Annotated in this window: 20 protein-coding genes; 15 read left to right on the top strand and 5 right to left on the bottom strand. The window is 70.4% G+C overall.

Annotated elements, in window-relative coordinates; all coding sequences use genetic code 11:
• Positions 1 to 97 precede the first annotated feature (97 nt).
• Entirely contained in the window at positions 98 to 823 is a 726-nt protein-coding gene (locus AOK08_RS08835) for a M50 family metallopeptidase (RefSeq protein WP_055524909.1), read from the bottom strand.
• A gap of 50 nt (positions 824 to 873) precedes the next feature.
• Here AOK08_RS08835 and AOK08_RS08840 point away from each other — a divergent pair, with 50 nt between their 5' ends.
• The 4 genes from AOK08_RS08840 (at position 874) to rsrA (ending at position 3,557) form a co-directional block, all read left to right on the top strand.
• Entirely contained in the window at positions 874 to 1,689 is an 816-nt protein-coding gene (locus AOK08_RS08840; protein WP_079053919.1) for an SOS response-associated peptidase, read from the top strand.
• Between the two features lies 1 nt (position 1,690).
• Positions 1,691 to 2,329 carry an alpha/beta hydrolase family protein gene (locus AOK08_RS08845; RefSeq protein WP_198539197.1) on the top strand — a complete coding sequence of 213 codons (639 nt, stop codon included), beginning with the start codon at positions 1,691 to 1,693 and terminating at the stop codon, positions 2,327 to 2,329.
• Positions 2,330 to 2,586: 257 nt separating this feature from the next.
• Positions 2,587 to 3,267 carry an RNA polymerase sigma factor SigR gene (gene sigR / locus AOK08_RS08850; RefSeq protein WP_055524911.1) on the top strand — a complete coding sequence of 227 codons (681 nt, stop codon included), beginning with the start codon at positions 2,587 to 2,589 and terminating at the stop codon, positions 3,265 to 3,267.
• Positions 3,264 to 3,557, top strand: a complete 294-nt coding sequence (rsrA, locus tag AOK08_RS08855; protein WP_055524912.1) for a mycothiol system anti-sigma-R factor — start codon at positions 3,264 to 3,266, stop codon at positions 3,555 to 3,557. Before sigR ends, rsrA begins: the two co-directional genes overlap by 4 nt.
• 126 nt (positions 3,558 to 3,683) lie before the next feature.
• On the opposite strand, the gene AOK08_RS08860 is transcribed toward rsrA, so the two are convergent.
• A complete protein-coding gene (locus AOK08_RS08860) occupies positions 3,684 to 4,049 on the bottom strand; it encodes a hypothetical protein (protein ID WP_055524913.1) in 366 nt (121 codons plus the stop codon).
• Between the two features lie 163 nt (positions 4,050 to 4,212).
• Here AOK08_RS08860 and AOK08_RS08865 point away from each other — a divergent pair, with 163 nt between their 5' ends.
• The 10 genes from AOK08_RS08865 to AOK08_RS08905 all read left to right on the top strand — a co-directional run bounded on the left by AOK08_RS08865 (position 4,213) and on the right by AOK08_RS08905 (position 13,695).
• Positions 4,213 to 4,578, top strand: a complete 366-nt coding sequence (locus tag AOK08_RS08865; protein WP_241826876.1) for a hypothetical protein — start codon at positions 4,213 to 4,215, stop codon at positions 4,576 to 4,578.
• A gap of 109 nt (positions 4,579 to 4,687) precedes the next feature.
• On the top strand, positions 4,688 to 5,503 hold the full coding sequence (locus tag AOK08_RS08870) for a hypothetical protein (RefSeq protein WP_055524914.1): 816 nt from the start codon (positions 4,688 to 4,690) through the stop codon (positions 5,501 to 5,503).
• A gap of 89 nt (positions 5,504 to 5,592) precedes the next feature.
• Positions 5,593 to 5,757, top strand: coding sequence for a hypothetical protein (locus AOK08_RS45610; protein ID WP_157876616.1), 165 nt, complete (start codon positions 5,593 to 5,595; stop codon positions 5,755 to 5,757).
• An 18-nt stretch (positions 5,758 to 5,775) separates the two neighbouring features.
• Complete coding sequence (locus AOK08_RS08875; protein ID WP_079053921.1) at positions 5,776 to 6,240, top strand: roadblock/LC7 domain-containing protein; 465 nt, start codon at positions 5,776 to 5,778, stop codon at positions 6,238 to 6,240.
• Between the two features lie 182 nt (positions 6,241 to 6,422).
• Complete coding sequence (locus AOK08_RS08880; protein ID WP_055524915.1) at positions 6,423 to 7,880, top strand: HD-GYP domain-containing protein; 1,458 nt, start codon at positions 6,423 to 6,425, stop codon at positions 7,878 to 7,880.
• Positions 7,877 to 9,103, top strand: a complete 1,227-nt coding sequence (locus AOK08_RS08885) for an HD-GYP domain-containing protein (protein WP_055524916.1) — start codon at positions 7,877 to 7,879, stop codon at positions 9,101 to 9,103. The genes AOK08_RS08880 and AOK08_RS08885 overlap by 4 nt, the downstream gene beginning before the upstream one ends.
• 157 nt (positions 9,104 to 9,260) lie before the next feature.
• Complete coding sequence (locus AOK08_RS08890) at positions 9,261 to 10,241, top strand: tetratricopeptide repeat protein (protein ID WP_055524917.1); 981 nt, start codon at positions 9,261 to 9,263, stop codon at positions 10,239 to 10,241.
• A gap of 151 nt (positions 10,242 to 10,392) precedes the next feature.
• The gene (def, locus tag AOK08_RS08895; protein WP_055524918.1) at positions 10,393 to 11,043 is read left to right on the top strand and encodes a peptide deformylase; all 651 of its coding nucleotides are present in this window, start codon (positions 10,393 to 10,395) and stop codon (positions 11,041 to 11,043) included.
• A gap of 187 nt (positions 11,044 to 11,230) precedes the next feature.
• Complete coding sequence (cyc1, locus tag AOK08_RS08900) at positions 11,231 to 12,328, top strand: epi-isozizaene synthase (RefSeq protein WP_079053923.1); 1,098 nt, start codon at positions 11,231 to 11,233, stop codon at positions 12,326 to 12,328.
• Complete coding sequence (locus AOK08_RS08905) at positions 12,325 to 13,695, top strand: bifunctional albaflavenone monooxygenase/terpene synthase (protein ID WP_055524920.1); 1,371 nt, start codon at positions 12,325 to 12,327, stop codon at positions 13,693 to 13,695. The genes cyc1 and AOK08_RS08905 overlap by 4 nt, the downstream gene beginning before the upstream one ends.
• Before the next feature lie 30 nt (positions 13,696 to 13,725).
• On the opposite strand, the gene AOK08_RS08910 is transcribed toward AOK08_RS08905, so the two are convergent.
• Positions 13,726 to 14,688, bottom strand: a complete 963-nt coding sequence (locus tag AOK08_RS08910) for a GlxA family transcriptional regulator (protein ID WP_055524921.1) — start codon at positions 14,686 to 14,688, stop codon at positions 13,726 to 13,728.
• Positions 14,689 to 14,781: 93 nt separating this feature from the next.
• On the opposite strand from AOK08_RS08910, the gene AOK08_RS08915 reads away from it, so the two are divergent.
• Positions 14,782 to 15,003, top strand: a complete 222-nt coding sequence (locus AOK08_RS08915; RefSeq protein WP_063794037.1) for a hypothetical protein — start codon at positions 14,782 to 14,784, stop codon at positions 15,001 to 15,003.
• 19 nt (positions 15,004 to 15,022) lie between these two features.
• Here the strand turns inward: AOK08_RS08915 and AOK08_RS08920 are convergent, their stop codons facing one another.
• Both AOK08_RS08920 and AOK08_RS08925 read right to left on the bottom strand, forming a co-directional pair.
• Positions 15,023 to 16,036, bottom strand: a complete 1,014-nt coding sequence (locus AOK08_RS08920) for a ribonucleotide-diphosphate reductase subunit beta (RefSeq protein ID WP_055524923.1) — start codon at positions 16,034 to 16,036, stop codon at positions 15,023 to 15,025.
• Positions 16,036 to 18,402, bottom strand: a complete 2,367-nt coding sequence (locus AOK08_RS08925) for a ribonucleoside-diphosphate reductase subunit alpha (protein ID WP_055524924.1) — start codon at positions 18,400 to 18,402, stop codon at positions 16,036 to 16,038. Before AOK08_RS08925 ends, AOK08_RS08920 begins: the two co-directional genes overlap by 1 nt.
• Positions 18,403 to 18,528: the final 126 nt, after the last annotated feature.

Here is an 18,528-nt window from a genome sequence, read left to right on the forward strand (position 1 = left end):
GCAGTTCCCCGCGCCCCTGATAACGACGCCCCTGCGGGGCGCGTTATAGCTCCTGTGGTCAGTGCCTGCCTATACCTGCCAGAGTCACCTGCCCCGCCTACACCCCCAGCAGCCACCTGCCCCCGCCTATCAGCGAGCACAAGCTCACCGCGTGGAACAGGAACAGCCACAGGCCCGCCGGGACGTGGGTCAGGCGGGAGAGCTGGTCCGCGTCCGAGTCGCCCGCGCCGCCCCTTCGGCGTTTGGCCTGGAGTTCGAAGGCCGGGCGGACTCCGCCGAGGAGCAGGAACCACACCACCGCGTACGCGAACGCCGCCTGGATCTGGGGTCCGGCGAGCCAGGAGACCAGGACGAAGGTGCCGCCGGTGACGAACACCGTGAGGGCGCCGTACGCGTTGCGGATCATCACCAGCATCGCCACCAGCAGTGCCGTGGCCAGCCACAGCAGGGCCGTGATGTGGCCGGCGGAGAGGAGCGCGGCCCCGCCGAGGCCGAGGAGCGGGGGAGCCGTGTAGCCGAAGGCGGCCGTGAGGATCATGCCGATGCCGTACGGCTTGCCCCGGCTGACCGTGAGGCCGCTGGTGTCGGAGTGCAGGCGTATGCCGGTGAGGGTGCGGCCGGTCAGCAGCGCGACCAGGCCGTGGCCGCCCTCGTGCGCGATGGTGATGGCGTTGCGCGAGACGCGCCACAGGGGATGCGGGACGATCACGGCGAGCGCGGCGGCCAGGGTCGCGATCACCACCCACAGATCGGGGTCGGGCTGGCTGCCGAAGATCTCGTCCCAGAGGCCGGCCAGCGAGGTGGATGCGATGCTGCTGTCCATTGTCGGTGGGGGCTCCCTAGCGTGGCTTCGAATCTGGCAGTGTGGCACGTATGTGCGGTAGGTATGCAGCGAGTCGTGCGCCCGAGGATCTCGCAGGAATCTTCGAGGTCGAGAAGTGGGAGCCAGAGGAGACACTCGCCCCTGACTACAACGTGGCCCCGACCAAAGAGGTCTACGCGGTCCTCGACCGTCCATTGAAGGACGCCGACGATCCGACTCCGGTTCGGCAGCTGCGGAAGCTGAGATGGGGGCTCGTCCCCTCCTGGGCCAAGACGCCCGAGGGCGGCGCCCGGATGATCAACGCGCGGGCGGAGACGGTCCACGAGAAGCCCTCGTACCGCCGTGCCTTCACCACCCGGCGCTGCATCCTGCCCGCCGACGGCTACTACGAGTGGGTCACCGGGGCCGGCGAGCGTGAGCTGGAGGTGGAGGGGAAGAAGAAGCGGCCGAGGAAGCAGCCGTACTTCGTCACCCCCGCCGACGGGTCGGTCTTCGCGATGGCGGGCCTGTACGAGTTCTGGCGGGACCGGACCCTGCCCGACGACCACGCGCTGGCCTGGTGGGTGACCTGCTCGGTCATCACCACCGAGGCCGAGACCTCCCCGCTCGCCGTCGCCCCCGCCGAGGGCCCCCGCGCCCTGGCCGACATTCATCCCCGGATGCCCCTCATGCTCACCCCGGACCAGTGGGACGCCTGGCTGGATCCGGCCCGTACCGATGTGGACGACCTGCGTGGGCTGCTCGCGCCGCCGCCCGCCGGGCTGATGCGCGCCTACCCCGTCTCCACGGCCGTGAGCAACGTCCGCAACAACGGGCCGGAGCTGCTGACCGAGCTGGAGGGGCCCGAGGAGGGCACACTCTTCTGACGTGAGCCCAACACGAATCGAAACCGTCGAGACCGACGCGGGCCCCGCTCGCATCACCTGGCGTCCGGCCGCGCGGCCCCGGTTCGTCCTCGCCGTCAGTCATGGCGCCGGGGGCGGCATCGAGGCGCGGGATCTTCAGGCGCTCGCCCGGGAACTGCCGGCGCACGGTGTCACCGTGGCGCTCGTCGAGCAGCCCTGGCGGGTGGCCGGCAAGAAGGTCGCGCCCGCGCCGAAGACGCTGGACGCGGGCTGGCGGGGCATCTGGCCCGCGCTGGCGAAGCCGGGGCTGCCGGTGATCGCGGGCGGGCGCAGCGCCGGGGCCCGCGTGGCCTGTCGTACGGCCGGGGAACTGGGCGCCGTGGCCGTGCTCGCGCTCTCCTTCCCGCTGCACCCGCCCGGTCGGCCCGAGAAGTCGCGGGCCGCCGAACTGCTCGGGTCCGGGGTGCCCACCCTGGTCGTCCAGGGCGGCAACGATCCGTTCGGGAGACCGGCCGAGTTCCCGTCGGGGGAGTACGAGCTGCTGGAGGTGCCATACGGCGATCACGGTTTCGCCGTGCCGAAACGGGCACCCGTGGGGCAGGAGGAGGCTGTGGCGTTGATCACCGGCCGGGTGGTGGAGTGGGTCGGGTCACTCGGGTGACGGCCGGGAATGCCGGGTGGCGGATCACTGTTGTGCGAATCAGACACACCACGAGCGCGGGGTGACCGTTCGTACGAGAGGAAGTCCGCCGCATGGGTTCGACCATCTGCCCGAATCGCCGCAGCAGTGCTGACCTGGACTGGACGGTCCTGCACGCGTCGAAGACCGCCCCTATTCGGGCGGCGGGCGGACACGATGTTCGTCTATCCTCCGATTCGAGTGGGATCGGTTTCGGTTCCATCACGACGCTGGAGGAGGTGGGTCCGGTCACTGGGACCGACGCAGGGACCGAACACGGCCAGGCGGAGCAGCCCGAGGGTCCGGGCAGGAGCGAGTCGACCGCCGAGCGCAGTGCGCGCTTCGAGCGGGACGCACTCGAATTCCTCGACCAGATGTACTCCGCCGCGCTGCGCATGACACGCAACCCGGCCGACGCCGAGGATCTGGTGCAGGAGACCTACGCGAAGGCGTACGCGTCCTTCCACCAGTTCCGTGAGGGCACCAACCTCAAGGCGTGGCTGTACCGCATCCTCACGAACACGTTCATCAACTCGTACCGCAAGAAGCAGCGCGAACCCCAGCGCAGCGCCGCCGAGGAGATCGAGGACTGGCAGCTGGCGCGCGCCGAGTCGCACATGTCGACCGGTCTGCGCTCCGCCGAGTCGCAGGCGCTCGACCACCTGCCCGACTCGGACGTGAAGGAAGCGCTGCAGGCGATCCCGGAGGAATTCCGGATCGCGGTGTATCTCGCTGACGTAGAGGGCTTTGCGTACAAGGAGATCGCGGACATCATGGGGACACCCATCGGCACGGTGATGTCCCGGCTGCACCGCGGACGCCGTCAACTGCGCGGCATGCTGGAGGACTACGCCCGTGACCGTGGCCTGGTCCCGGCCGGTGCCGGAGAGTCGAACGAAGCGAAAGGTTCGGGCTCATGAGCTGCGGAGAGCCGCACGAGACGGACTGCAGTGAAGTACTCGGTCATCTCTACGAGTTCCTCGACAGAGAGATGCCGGACTCGGACTGCACCAAGTTCGAGGTCCACTTCGAGGAGTGCTCTCCGTGCCTGGAGAAGTACGGGCTCGAACAGGCCGTGAAGAAGCTCGTCAAGCGCTGCTGCGGTCAGGACGACGTGCCGTCCGACCTGCGCGCCAAGGTCATGGGGCGGCTCGACATGATCCGCTCCGGGCAGGCTGTGCCCGACCACGACGTGGCTGCCGACGGCTGACACCGCCGTACTGGTTGGACGCCATCGGCCCCGCGCGCGCGGGGCCGATCGTCGTTTTTCTCCCTGCTTGTGCCCGTGCCTGTGCCCGTGCTTGTGCTTGCGCCTGTGACTAAGACCTCAGAGATCTCAGACGTCCAGGCCGTTCTCGATCCTCTTCAGGCTGTGCCGGGCAAGCGCCAGGTTGCTGCGCGACCGGTCGAGCGCGATGTACAGGAAGAGCGCGCCCTTGCTGCTGGCCAGTGGCCGGATCAGGTGGTACTGCTTGCCCAGCGTGATGAGGATGTCCTCGATGGTGTCGTCCATGTCGAGCGAGGCCAGCGTGCGCATCTTGGCCCGTACGACCTCGGTGTTGCCCGCCGCCGCGAGCTCCAGGTCCAGGTTCGGGCCGCCGCCGAGGGTGCCGAGCGACATGCCGCTGTCGTAGTCGACGAGCGCCACGCCGAGCGCTCCGTCCACGGTCATGGCTTCCTTGAGCGCTGTCTCGATGTTCATTCCGCTGCCCCAATTCCTCGGTGACGCTGACCGGTCGATGTAAGTGCAACTACGATCTAACTCAAGCGACTCGCCGGTCGCAAAGCAGCAACTTTGTTGCCTGTTACGAAACTTGCCGCTCAAAGTACTGTGCCGCAGGCGGGCGCGAAGGGGGAATGGCTAAATGTCGACGGCAGTTGAGGCGTCGCTGGCCCGGTTCCTTGACTCCCCTGGCGTCACCGGTGTAGCGCTCGTCGACGCCGTCACCGGTCTCACCTACGGGGTGGCGGGGGACGGCGCCGAGGCCGGAGACGGCCAGGAGGCTTCCGATTTCGCCGCCCTCGTCGCCGAACGGCTGGGCCGGGCGGGCGCCGAGGGGGAGCTGGAGAGCATTGTCATGACCAGTGCGCGACGGCACCAGGTCCTGGTCACGGTGGGCCGTCCGGCGGGCGATCCGCTGCTGCTGACGGCCGGTCTCGACCGGGAACGGGCCAACCTCGCACTCGCCGCACGCGGCTTGGGCGAGCTGGCCGACGAGGTGCTGGCATGACGGGCACGATCGCCATCGCTGCCGCCCCGGCGGGTTCGGCACGCACAGCACGTGAGGCGCGTACGTCGGGTACGCCGTGTGCGTCGTGCACGCGCGAGCGGGTGGGCGCATGAGGGCGCCTCACCCGCGCAATCTGCCCGCGCTGCTGGTGCGGCTGCACGAGGACGAGTTCAGCGGCACGGTACGGGTCGCGGGCACCCCGGGCGGCACGCTCCATCTGCGTGACGGACTGGTCGGCGCCGTCGAGACCCCGGGCGCGCCGACCGCCGCCTCGGTCCTGCTGGCCTCCGGCCGGATCGGCGACGACGACTGGCTCGCCGCGTGCGCCGCCCAGCGCGACGAGGATCTGCTCGGCGAACGCCTGGTGGCCGACGGGCTGGTGGGCGCCGCCGAACTCGAAGTCGTCTGCACGGCAGTCGTGTTCGACGGGGCCTTCGCCATGTCGCTGGGCGCGCTGGGCAATTGGGAGCTGAGCGACCGGGAGCCGGGCTTCGTCGCCCGACCGGGCGTGGAACCACGGCAGTTGACCGACGAGACGACGCGGCGTATCGCGCGGCTCGGCAGCCTCTGGGGACCCGCGAGCGACCTCGCACGCGTGCGTCCCGTACCGGGTACGGGAGTTGTGGAAGGGCCGCTGTCCCGTCGGCACGAGGACATCCTGAACCAGGTCAACGGGCGCCGAACCGCCCGGGACATCGCCTTCGCGCTGGGGCGCGGACTGTACGCCGTGATGCTGGACCTGATCCGTATGCGGACGCTCGGGTTCCTCCGCTGGGAGGTTCCGGGCGCTCTTGACGGCCGGCCCAGCACGGCGGCACGTGTCACCCCCGGCCGTACGACGGCCCCCGGCCCGCCGCCGGCGCCGTCGAGAACCGAGCCGCTGCCGAGGCGTGTGCCCCGGGGCGGAGAGAAAGGGGGGAAGTGAGTGCGGACGACGGAAGAGAAGTCCCAGTCGCCGACCGAAGTGCTGACGGAAACGATGAGGGAAACGCGGCAGATCACGACGGCCCGGGTGTGAGCACCCCCTCCCTGCCCGTACGGAAGCCACTTCCCGTACGGGGTCCGGCGAACCCTGCCCTCCTGGGCCCCTCGGCCGAAGAACTGGCCGCCGATCAACCCTCTGTCGAGACGCTGCGGCGGGTGCGCCACGCGTTGCGTGCTCTTCCTGAGCCCGACTGACCGCAAGGAGTACGTCCCATGGGTCCCCTGAGCCCTCCGAGTCCCCTGAGCGAAAATCCGGAGTCCCTCGATCCGGAGTCCCCCGATCCGGAGTCTCCCGAACCTCCCCGGTCCTCCCAACTCACGGACATCCTGACCTCGTTGCGGGACCGGGTGATGGGAGTCTCCGAGAGCGTTCTGTCCACGGTGGACGGGCTTCTCGTCGTCGCCGACGCGGACACCGTGCACCCCGAGTCGGTCGCGGCGCTCGCCGCCGCCACGCTCGGGGTCAGCCGCCGGATCGCCGAACAGGCGAAGGTCGGCGCCCTGCGCGAGGTGGTCGCCCGGTGCGGATCCGGGTACGTCATCGTGCTGGCCGTCGGTGAACGCGCGCTGCTGACCGTCATGGGCGACGACGGGCTGGACCTGGCCGCGTTCCAGCGTGAATCCCCGGCCACGGTCGACGAGTTGACCAAGGTGCTGGCCGCGGATGTGGCCCACTGAGCCGGTAGGTCCGGCCGCTCACTCGAACGGGCTAATCTGCGGCTCCTGAGGCCTGAGATTCGCCGAATGCCCCGGTACCGCGGCTGTCCGCCGCCCTATCCTCCATGTCCCGGAGCCTGAACCGGCTTGTGCCGAACGCCAGCCCGGCCGGCCCCGGTCCGGGACACGGGGGAGGGAGCGCCATGCGGTCGATCACACCGTGGGCGCGTGTCTACGTCATCGCGGTCGCCCTGGCAGCTGTCCTCTGCGCGGCGCCCGTCCGCTCCGCGCACGCCCCTTGGGGCGCCGTCGCGCTGTTCGCCGCGCTGTGCGCGGCCTGCGAGCAGCACGCGGTCGGCCGGTTCGGCTGGTTCAGCCGGTTCGGCGGGGGCCGGGGGTACGAGGGTCCGGGCGCCGTCGGAAGCGGTGGCGCCGGCGCCGGTCCGCCCCGGTGGCACACGCCCGTCCTGCTCGCCGGCGCCTTCCTGCTGCCGCCCGCGGCCGCCGCCCTCGTACCGCTGCCGGGCGCGCTGCTCGTCCGCGGTGTTGAGCGGACACCCTGGCCGCGCCGGCTCTGGCGGGCCGGACAGCTCGGGATCGGCGCCTGGACGGCTTCCCGGGTGCACTGGTCGCTCGGCGGACCGGACGCGGTCGTCTCCTCCGGCTTTCCGTACGCGCTGGTCACCGCAGGGGCGGCCGTGGTCGCGTTCTGCCTGGTCCTCGCCCTCCTCGACGGAGGCATCCTCACGCTCGCCGAACGGGTGCCGGTCCGGCTGGCCTGGCGGGGACTGTTCGTACGGTCGCTGGTGCCGGTCGGGGTGCACGGGCTCGCCGGGCTGATGATGGCCGTCCTGTGGCGCGGCCCGTACGGTCCCGTCGCCGCGCTGCTCGTGCTGCTGCCGATGTGGGTGTCCTGGTGGGTGTTCGCGCAGTACCACCGGGAGCGGGCGGCCCACCAGGCGACGATCCGGGCGCTCGTACAGGCCGTCGACATCAAGGACGGGTACACGCGCGGGCACAGCGAGCGCGTCGGACAGGCGTCGATGCTGATCGCGCGGGAACTGGGCATGGACGACGAGCGGGTGGAAGTGCTGCGGTTCGCCGGGATCCTGCACGACGTGGGCAAGCTGGGCGTTCCCACCCGGCTGCTGCGGAAGGACGGGCCGCTGACGCCGGAGGAGCGGCGGGTGATCGAGCTGCACCCGGAGTACGGGCACGAGATGGTCCGGGGGATCGGCTTCCTCGGGGAGGCCCGGTCGGCGATCCTGCACCATCACGAGCGACAGGACGGGAGCGGGTACCCCTACGGACTCGTCGGCAGCCAGATCCCGGAGTTCGCCCGGGTGGTCGCCGTCGCGGACGCGTTCGACGCGATGACGTCGACACGGTCGTACAGCAGGGCACGGCCGGTGCCGGTCGCTCTGGCGGAGCTGGAACGGTGCGCGGGGACGCAGTTCGATCCGGTGATGGTGGGGGCGCTCACGCGTGCCCTGGCCCGGCGGGGTGGCTGGCATCCGGCGGTGACAGCGGACCTGGACCGGCCATGTGAGGATCCCCCGCCCACTCCGCCCACTCCACGCACTCCGCCCGTTCCCAGTCCGACGCCGACGTGCCCCCAGAGCCTTCCCCAGCAGGCCAGCGGTAAGGGCAGGGTCACATGAGGGCCCTCGTACACGTCACCGCCGGTCTCCTCACCGCCCTCTCCCTCGCCCACACCCTCTGGTGCGGCCTCGACGAACGTGCCGTGGCGCTCTGCTTCGGGCTGCTCGTGCTGCTCGGGGAGCTGACCCGGTGGAGCGGGCCCGAGTCGCGGGAGGCGGCGCCGCTGGCCGCCGCCGGGGCGCTGTCGTACGCGCTGCTCGGCGAGGACGCCGGGCGGGCCACGCACCACGGGGCGCTCCAGGTCGTCGCCGTGGTCGTCGCGGCCACCCTCGCCGGGTGCGTACCGCATGTCGCGCGCGGACAGGCGCCGACCGCCGACCATCTCGCCCGCCGAGTGCTCACCGCCGGGTTCGCCGCCACCTGCTTCCAGCCCCTCTACAACCAGGGCGTCCTCGAGGCCTGGGGCGGCCCCGCCTACGTCCTGCTGCTCGTCGCGCTGCTCGGGCTCACCGCGCTCTGCGACACCGTGCTCGCCGCCGCGCTCGCCCACTCCCGCACCGGCTGGCCCTTCGGTCCGCTGCTGCGGGACGAACTGCGCGCCGTGCTGGGGATCGGGACCGCGGTGTGCGCGACCGGCGTGGTCATGGCGCTCGGCGTCGCCGTCGTAGGGCTCTGGGCGCTGCCCGTCTTCTCGCTGCCGCTGCTCCTCACCCAGTTCGCCTTCCGGCGGTACGCGGCCGTACGGGCCACCTACCGGCAGACGATCGCCTCCCTGGCCCGCGCCACCGAGATCGCCGGGTACACACCGGCCGGGCACGCCCGGCGCGTCGCGGTGCTCAGCCGGGCGGTGGGGCGGGAGCTGGGGCTGCCGGAGCCGGAGCTGGCGGTGCTGGAGTACGCGGCCCTCATGCACGACATCGGGCAGCTCAGCCTCGTCGACCCGGTACCGGCGGGCGCCACGGCCGTCCTCCCGCCGGCGGAGCAGCGCCGGATCGCGCTGCTCGGCGGGGCCGTCGTACGGCAGACGGGGGTGTCCGCGGCCGTCGCCGTGGTCGTCGAGCGGCAGGCCGATCCGTACCGGGAGCAGCCGGTCTCCGCGCGTATCGTGCGGGCCGTCAACGCGTACGAGGAGAAGGCGCGGGACGCCGGAGCGGGCGGCCCGCTGCGGGCGCTGGAGGAACTGCGGCTCGGAACCGGCCGGGACTACCAGCCCGAGGTGGTGGAATCTCTGGCCCGGGTACTCGCCAGGAACGGCGGAGTCGTCCGGGAGCGCATCGGTTGAACATGGTGGTGGGAGAGGGGCGCGCGGTCTTACGCTGCCCCCGGTTGGGTAACCCATGGGTAATGAGCGCCCCTCCGGCGGTCCGTGGTTGGATGCGAGGGAGAGGCTGTACGGGGGCAGAAGCCGGCCCATTCCACGGCACTGGCAGGCGGGAATCGTGAGGATCTTCGGCAAAGGGCGGCACCGGCCCTCCGCCTCCTGGCGGCAGGCCACCGACCGGGCGTTCACGCTGATCGGTGACGGACGGTACGAGGACGCGGGCGCGTTGCTGACACGTGCCGCCGATCTTGAACCGTGGCTGTCCGAGTCCTGGTTCAATCTCGCCCTGCTGCACAAGTTCCGGCATGACTGGGAGCAGGCCCGGGCGGCCGGTCTGCGCGCCGTCGCACTGCTCGACCGGGAGACCGGGGCCCCCGACTGGTGGAACGTGGGCATCGCGGCCACCGCCCTCCAGGACTGGCCGCTGGCCCGGCGCGCCTGGCAGGCGTACGGGCTGCGGGTGCCCGGGGGCGCCACGGCCGCCGGTGAGCCCACCGGGATGGACCTGGGCAGCGCGGCCGTACGGCTGTCGCCGGAGGGCGAGGCCGAGGTCGTGTGGGGGCGGCGGCTCGACCCCGCGCGTATCGAGGTGCTGTCGATCCCGTTGCCGTCCTCCGGCCGGCGCTGGGGCGAGGTCGTACTGCACGACGGGGTGCCCCACGGCGAGCGGACCACCGCGGCCGGGCACTCCTACCCCGTGTTCGACGAGATCGAGCTCTGGGCGCCCTCGCCGGTGCCCACCTGGGTGGTCCTCCTGGAGGCCGCCGAGGAGGAGGACCGGGACGCGCTGGAGCGGCTGGCGTCCGACGCGGGGTTCGCAGCGGAGGACTGGTCGTCGTCCGTGCGGCTGCTGTGCCGGATGTGCTCGGAGTCACAGATGCCGTCCGACGAGGGGGATGGGGAGCATCTTGATCCGCACGATCACAGTGAGCCGGGGCATCCCGGGCCGCTGGGGCATCGTACGGACGGGCAGTTCTGGGCGCCCGAGCGGGAGTGTGGCATCGCTGCCCCGGCCTCCTTGGTTCGGGGGTTGCTGGACGGTTGGGTTGCCGACAGTCCGGAGACTCGGGACTGGCGGGATCTCGAAGAGGTTGGTTAGGTCCCTGGCCGACTGCGGGTCCGTCGTGGCTTGTCGCGCAGTTCCCCGCGCCCCTAGGGGGCGCGCCCCTGCGGGGCCGCCCCCATAGGGCGCCTCCCCGTACCCTGTATCAGCAACTCTCCCCGTTTGTTTGAGGAAGGCATCGTCGGTCATGGCGCAGCAGGACACCGATCAGCAGCACGTGGGCGTGCTTCCCGTGGACGACGAGGGCTTCGTCATCGACACCGAGGACGGTGAGGAGCGCGAGGCGGCCTGGCGTGAGCGCGGGACCTCGCGGCCCATCACGGTCGTCGGCAACCCGGTGCTGCACAAGGAGTGCCAGGACGTCACCGAGTTCGGTGCGGAGCTGGACCAGTTGGTCGCGGACATGTTCGCCAGCCAGCGCACCGCCGAGGGCGTCGGCCTGGCCGCCAACCAGATCGGTGTCGACCTGAAGGTCTTCATCTACGACTGCCCCGACGACGAGGGCGCCCGGCACACCGGGGTCATCTGCAACCCGAAGCTGGTCGAACTGCCCGCCGACCGGCGCCGGCTGGACGACAGCAACGAGGGCTGCCTCTCCGTGCCGACCGCGTACGCGCCGCTCGCCCGGCCCGACTACGCCGAGGTGACCGGGCAGGACGAGAAGGGCAACCCGATCAAGGTGCGCGGCACCGGCTACTTCGCGCGCTGCCTCCAGCACGAGACCGATCACCTGTACGGGTACCTGTACATCGACCGGCTCTCCAAGCGCGAGCGCAAGGACGCCCTGCGGCAGATGGCCGAGAACGAGCCCCGGTACCCCGTGGTCGCGAACGACTGACAACACGTACCCAGGAACGGCTCCTGGTCAGGGTGATGCCCTGGCCGGGAGCCGTTTCTGTGTCTGGCGCGTGGTCAAGTGAGAGTTGGATCTCGGTAACTTGGGGTAGGGAAGCGGGCAAATTCGTTCCCAGAACGGTCGGTTGTGGTGCTGAATGGGACGACTCGCGGCTGAGAGGGGTTTGTTCGTGCCTGCTTTCCCATACAGCACCTCATCGGCGCCACCACCGTCGACACCACTGGTGGCGATCCCGCCCTCGCTGGCCTTACCGATGGTCGAGGCGGAGTTTCCGCGGCGACTGCATCCGTATTGGCCCCGGTTGCAGGAGACCACAAGGAGCTGGCTGCTGGAAAAACGCCTCATGCCGGCGGACAAGGTCGCGGAACACGCCGACGGTCTTTGCTACACGGATCTGATGGCCGGGTACTACCTCGGCGCCCCGGACGACGTGATCCAGGCGATAGCGGACTTCAGTGCCTGGTTCTTCGTCTGGGACGACCGTCACGACCGGGACATCGTGCACGGCCGGCCCGCCGCCTGGCGGCAGCTCAAGGGCCGGCTCCATGCCGCGCTGGACGCCCCCGAGCTGTACCCGCACCACCGGGATCCGCTGGTCGCGGGGTTCGCCGACAGTGTGCTGCGCCTGTACTCGTTCCTCGGCGGACGGTGGAACGCCCGGTTCGCGCGGCACTTCCACGCGGTGATCGAGGCGTACGACCGTGAATTCCGCAACCGTACAAACGGAACCGTGCCGAAGGTCGAGGAGTACCTCGAACTGCGGCGGCTCACCTTCGCCCACAGGATATGGACCGATCTGCTGGAACCCAGCGCCGGATGTGAACTCCCCGGTGCCGTGAGAAAACATCCCGCATTTCGCCGGGCGGCGCTGCTGAGCCAGGAATTCGCCGCCTGGTACAACGACCTCTGTTCACTCCCGAAGGAAATAGCGGGCGACGAGGTGCACAATCTGGGGATCAGCCTCATCCGGCATGAAGGGCTCACACTCGAAGAGGCCGTCGCGGAAATCAGGAGACGGGTCGAGGGGGCCGTGCTGGAATTCCTCTCGGCGGAACAGGAGACGCGCCGGTTCGCCGGCACACTCGACGACGGCAGCGTGCCGGGAAAGCGGATCAGCACCGCTGTGAGCGACTGCCTGGGCAATATGCGGAACTGGTTCAGTTCCGTCTACTGGTTCCACCACGAGTCCGGCCGCTACATGGTCGACAACTGGGACGACCGCGCCACGCCCCCCTACGTCAACAATGAAGCGGCAGGCGAGAAATGACCGTTGAATCAGCACGCCCCGGGTCCTCCCGCACAAGGGAGCTGCCCGAGCCGCCTTGCGCGGGCGGTGGCGTCCCGCTCCTCGGCCACGGCCTGCGGTTGCTCCGCGACCCGCTGGGCTTCTTCGCCCGGCTGCGCGACCACGGCGACGTCGTGCGGCTGAGACTCGGCCCCAAGACGGTGTACGCCGCGACCGCGCCGGAACTGGTCGGGGAACTCGCGCTGAACCCCGACTACGTCATCGGCGGCCCGCTGTGGGAGTCCCTCGAAGGGCTGCTCGGCAAGGAGGGCGTGGCCACCGCCAACGGGCCCACCCACCGGCGCCAACGGCGCACCATCCAGCCCGCGTTCAGGCTCGACGTCCTGCCCGAGTACGGGCCGGTCATGGTGGAGGAGGCACAGGCGTTCGCCCGGCGATGGCAGCCCGGCGAGATCGTCGACTGCACCGCGGAGTCCTTCCGGATCGCCGTGCGCGTCGCGGCCCGCTGTCTGCTGCGCGGGGACTACATGGACGAGCGGGCCGAACGCCTGTGCGCCGCGCTCGCCACGGTGTTCCTGGGGATGTACCGGCGCATGGTGATCCCGGCGGGACCGTTCTACCGGCTGCCGTTACCGGCCAACCTCGAATTCAACCGGGCCCTGGCCGATATGCATCTCGTCGTCGACGAGATCGTGGCCGAACGGCGGGCCTCCGGCCAGAATCCGGACGACCTGCTGACCGCGTTGCTGACGGCGAAGGACGGGAATGGCGACCCCATAGGCGAACAGGAGATCCATGACCAGGTCGTCGCCATCGTCACCCCGGGCGCCGAAACCGTCGCCTCCACGATCATGTCGCTGCTCCAGATCCTCGCCGAACAGCCGGAACACGCCGACAAGGTGGCCGAGGAGGCGGAATCCGTCGTGGGTGACCGCGCGGTCGCATTCGCGGACGTCCGCGAGCTGGCGCACACGAACAATGTCATCGTCGAGACGATGCGCCTCCAGCCGCCCGTCTGGATATTGACGCGGCGGGCGGTGGCCGAGACCGAGCTGGGCGGCTATCGGATTCCGGCCGGTGCCGATCTCGTGTACAGCCCGTACGCGATACAGCGCGATCCGCGTTCCTACGAGCGGAACACCGAGTTCGACCCCGACCGCTGGCTTCCGGAACGCGTCAAGGACCTGCCCAAGTACGCGATGACCCCGTTCGGGGTGGGCAACCGGAAGTGTCCGAGTGACCATTTCTCGATGGCCATGCTGACCATTCTCACGGCTGAGGTGGCGCGAAAGTGGCGCTTCGAGCGAGTGCCCGGGTCACGTGACGCGGTCCGGGTGGGCATCACACTGCACCCGGACCGGATGCTGCTGCGGGCGATCCCCCGCTGAAGGGGCCCGGGTGGTGGAGCGGGCGTACGGTCAGGCGGCCTCGGGGCCCTTGAACGTGCGCCGGTACGCCTGCGGGGTGGTTCCCAGCGACCGTACGAACTGGTGGCGCAGCGCGGCCGCGGTGCCGAACCCGGTGCGCCAGGCGATGGCGTCCATCGTCTCGTCCGTCGCCTCCAGCAACCGCTGTGCCAGCAGCACGCGTTGCCGCAGGATCCAGCGGTAGGGAGTGGTGCCGGTCTCCTGCTGGAAGCGGCGGGCGAAGGTGCGCGGCGACATATGGGCGCGCTCGGCGAGCTGCTCGACGGTCACCTCCTCGTCGAGATGGCGCTCCATCCACACCAGCACCTCCCCGACGGTGTCGCACCGCGACCGGGGCAGGGGCCGCTCGATGTACTGGGCCTGTCCGCCGTCCCGGTGCGGCGGTACGACCATCCGGCGGGCGATGGCGTTGGCGACCTCGGGCCCGTGCTCCTCCCGTACGAGGTGGAGACAGGCGTCGATGCCGGCGGCCGTGCCGGCGGAGGTGATCACCGGCCCCTCGTCGACGTACAGCACGTCCGGCTCGACCCGGATCCGGGGATAGCGCCTGGCCAGCTCCTCGGCGTGCCGCCAGTGCACCGCGCACCGCCGGCCGTCCAGCAGCCCGGCGGCGGCGAGCACGAAGGCCCCGGAACAGACGCTGAGCACCCGGGCGCCGCGCTCCACGGCCCGCCGCAGCGCGTCCAGCAGCTCCGGCGGGTACTCCCGGTCCACATAGGTCTGCCCGGCCGGTACGGCGATCAGGTCGGCGGTTTCGAGGCGCTCAAGTCCGTGATCCGTACTCAGCGTGAAGCCCGCGTGGGTGCTCAGGGTGGGGCCCTCGGCCGAGGCGACCGCGAAGTCGTACACCGGCAGTCCGTCGTCGCTGCGGTCGAAGCCGAAGACCTCACAGACGACGCCGAGTTCGAACGGGTGTACCCCGTTGAGCAGGACTACGGCCACGTTTTCGAGCATGCCGCCAGTATGCCTCGGCATTGGCAGGAAATCGATGGTGTGCGGCAGTCCTGCCACTGACGGCCAGGAGTGCCCGGCACGAGACTGATGTCCATGAACACGGCAACGGACACTCTCGTCGGAACACTCGCCATCGTCGCGATCTTCGCGGCCCTTGCCCTCCCCGCCCTGATCGGCCTGGTCCGCGACCGGCGCGTCGACCGTCAGCTCCGGCAGGCCCAGCGGACGCGCCGGGCCCAGGAGGCCCGGGAGGACGGCCGGGTGGCCCGGGTCCGCCCGGCCGTCACCGCCCGGAACGTGACCCGGGCGGCGTGACCCCGGCCGGCTGTCGCTGTCAGAACTCGTCGTCGAACGACACCGAGCCCTCCACCGCCACCTGGTACGCCGAGGGGCGGCGCTCGAAGAAGTTGGTCAGCTCCTGGACCCCTTGCAGCTCCATGAAGGAGAAGGGGTTCTCGGAGCCGTACACCGGGGCGAAGCCAAGCCGGGCCAGCCGCTGGTCGGCGACGCACTCCAGGTACTGGCGCATCGACTCGGTGTTCATGCCCGGCAGACCCTCACCGCACAGGTCCCGGCCGAACTGGAGTTCCGCCTCGACCGCCTCCCGCATCATGTCCGTCACCTGCTGCTGGAGCAGGTCGTCGAACAGCTCGGGCTCCTCCTTGCGGACGGTGTCGACCACCTCGAACGCGAAGCTCATGTGCATGGTCTCGTCGCGGAAGACCCAGTTCGTGCCGGTGGCGAGGCCGTGCAGCAGACCCCGGCTGCGGAACCAGTAGACGTACGCGAAGGCACCGTAGAAGAACAGGCCCTCGATGCACGCGGCGAAGCAGATCAGGTTGAGGAGGAAGCGGCGGCGGTCGGCCTGCGTCCGCAGGCTCTCCAGCTTCTCCACCTCGTTGATCCATTTGAAGCAGAACTCGGCCTTCTCGCGGATCGACGGGATGTTCTCCACCGCGTCGAAGGCGGCGGCCCTGTCCTCCGGGTCGGGGAGGTAGGTGTCGAGCAGCGTCAGATAGAACTGGACGTGCACGGCCTCCTCGAACAGCTGGCGCGACAGGTACAGGCGCGCTTCCGGCGAGTTGATGTGCTTGTAGAGCGTCAGCACCAGGTTGTTGGCCACGATCGAGTCGCCCGTCGCGAAGAACGCGACCAGCCGGCCGATCATGTGCTGCTCGCCCTCGGACAGCTTCGCCAGGTCGGAGACGTCCGAGTGGAGGTCGACCTCCTCGACGGTCCAGGTGTTCTTGATGGCGTCCCGGTAGCGCTCGTAGAAGTCCGGGTAGCGCATGGGGCGGAGGGTCAGCTCGAAGCCCGGGTCGAGAAGGTTCTTGGCTTCGGTGGTCATTACTGGCAGGCCTCGCAGGACTCGGGGTTCTCAAGGGAGCAGGCGACGGCGTCTTCGTCGGCCGTGGCCTGCGCGGGGATCGGGGCCTGCGCCTGGGCGGCACGGGCGATGCGGGTCGCCGGGCGCGAGCGCAGGTAGTACGTCGTCTTCAGGCCCGACTTCCAGGCGTACGCGTACATCGAGGAGAGCTTGCCGATGGTCGGCGTCTCCAGGAACAGGTTCAGGGACTGCGCCTGGTCCAGGAACGGCGTCCGGGCGGCGGCCATGTCGATGAGCCCGCGCTGCGGGATCTCCCACGCCGTGCGGTACAGGGCGCGTACCTCGGCCGGGATCCACGCGAAGCCCTGCACCGAGCCGTTCGACTCGCGCAGCGCCTCCCGGGTGCGGGCGTCCCACACGCCGAGGTCCTTCAGTTCCCGCACCAGGTACGAGTTGACCTGGAGGAACTCACCGGACAGCGTCTCGCGCTTGAACAGGTTGGAGACCTGCGGCTCGATGCACTCGTACACACCGGCGATCGAGGCGATGGTGGCGGTCGGCGCGATGGCCAGGAGCAGCGAGTTGCGCATCCCGGTGGTGGCGATACGTTCACGCAGCGCCGACCAGCGCTCGGGCCAGGTCAGCTCGACGTCGTAGTGGTCGGGGTGCAGCACACCACGGGCCGTACGGGTCTTGTCCCAGGCCGGGAGCGGGCCGTTGCGCTCGGCGAGGTCGGCGGAGGCCTCGTACGCGGCGAGCATGATCCGCTCGGCGATGCGCGTGGAGAGGGCCTTGGCCTCGGGAGAGTCGAAGGGGACGCGCAGCTTGAAGAAGACGTCCTGGAGGCCCATCGCGCCCAGGCCGACCGGACGCCAGCGGGCGTTGGAGCGGCCCGCCTGCTCGGTCGGGTAGAAGTTGATGTCGACGACCCGGTCGAGGAAGGTGACGGCGGTACGGACCGTCTCGTCCAGCCGCTCCCAGTCGATGTCCCCGTCGGCCACGAAGGCGCCGAGGTTCACCGAGCCCAGGTTGCAGACGGCCGTCTCCCCGTCGTCCGTGACCTCCAGGATCTCCGTGCACAGGTTCGAGGAGTGGACGACGCTGCCCGGCTCGGCCGTCTGGTTGGCGGTGCGGTTGGCCGCGTCCTTGAAGGTCATCCAGCCGTTGCCGGTCTGCGCGAGCGTACGCATCATGCGGCCGTACAGATCACGGGCCGGGATGGTCCGGCGGGCGAGCCCGGCGTCCTCGGCCTTGCGGTAGGCGGCGTCGAACTCGTCGCCCCACAGGTCGACCAGCTCGGGCACGTCGGCGGGGGAGAACAGCGACCAGAGCGCGTCCGCGTTCACCCGGCGCATGAACTCGTCGGGGATCCAGTGCGCGAGGTTCAGGTTGTGCGTACGGCGGGCGTCCTCACCCGTGTTGTCGCGCAGCTCCAGGAACTCCTCGATGTCGGAGTGCCAGGTCTCCAGGTACACCGCGGCCGCGCCCTTGCGCCGGCCGCCCTGGTTCACGGCGGCGACGGAGGCGTCCAGTGTCTTCAGGAACGGCACGATGCCGTTGGAGTGCCCGTTGGTGCCCCGGATCAGCGAACCGCGGCTGCGGACACGGGAGTACGACAGTCCGATGCCACCGGCGTGCTTGGAGAGGCGGGCGACCTGGTGGTAGCGGTCGTAGATGGAGTCCAGCTCGTCGAGAGGCGAGTCGAGGAGGTAACAGGACGACATCTGGGGGTGCCGGGTGCCGGAGTTGAAGAGCGTGGGGGAGGACGGGAGGTAATCCAGGCGGCTCATCAGCCGGTAGAGCGCGGCGACCTCGTCGAGGGCACGCGTGCTGTCGTCCTCCGCGAGACCGCTCGCCACGCGCAGCATGAAGTGCTGGGGCGTCTCGATCACCTGGCGCGTGATCGGGTGGCGCAGGAGGTACCGGCTGTGGAGCGTGCGCAGCCCGAAGTAGCCGAAGCGGTCGTCGCCTTCGAGGTCGATGAGGGCGTTCAGCCGGTCCGAGTGCAGTGTGACGAACTCGGCGGTGCGGTCGGCGATCAGGCCCTCGCGGTGCCCGACCGCCACCGACTCCGAGAAGATCGTCACGCCCTGCGAGGCGGCCTCCGCCGCGATGGTGACGGTCAGCAGCCTGGCGGCGAGGCGGGAGTAGGCGGGGTCCTCGGAGATGAGGCCGGCCGCGGCCTCGGTGGCGAGCTCGCGCAGCTCCGACTCGTCGGCCCGCGCGGACCGGCCGCGCAGCGCGGCGGCGGCGACCCGGCCGGGGTCGGCGTCGGGAAGGTCGGCGGTCAGCTCGGTCAGGATCCGCAGGAGCGCGGTCCCGGGACCGTCCGTCTCCACTGGGGCCACTGGGGTCGCTGATGCCGGTTCGGCTGGCGCGATGGTCACAGGGGGGCTCTCCCTCGCTCGGCACGGGGCCTTGCGGAGGGCAGCGGGGCACACGGACGCCTTACGGGTACGCGCGCGTCCACCGGCCCACTCCACGAGGCCCGGACGTCAGGCGCCCGGACCGGT

The organism is Streptomyces graminilatus (assembly GCF_001418565.1).
Classification (GTDB): Bacteria; Actinomycetota; Actinomycetes; order Streptomycetales; family Streptomycetaceae; genus Streptomyces; species Streptomyces graminilatus.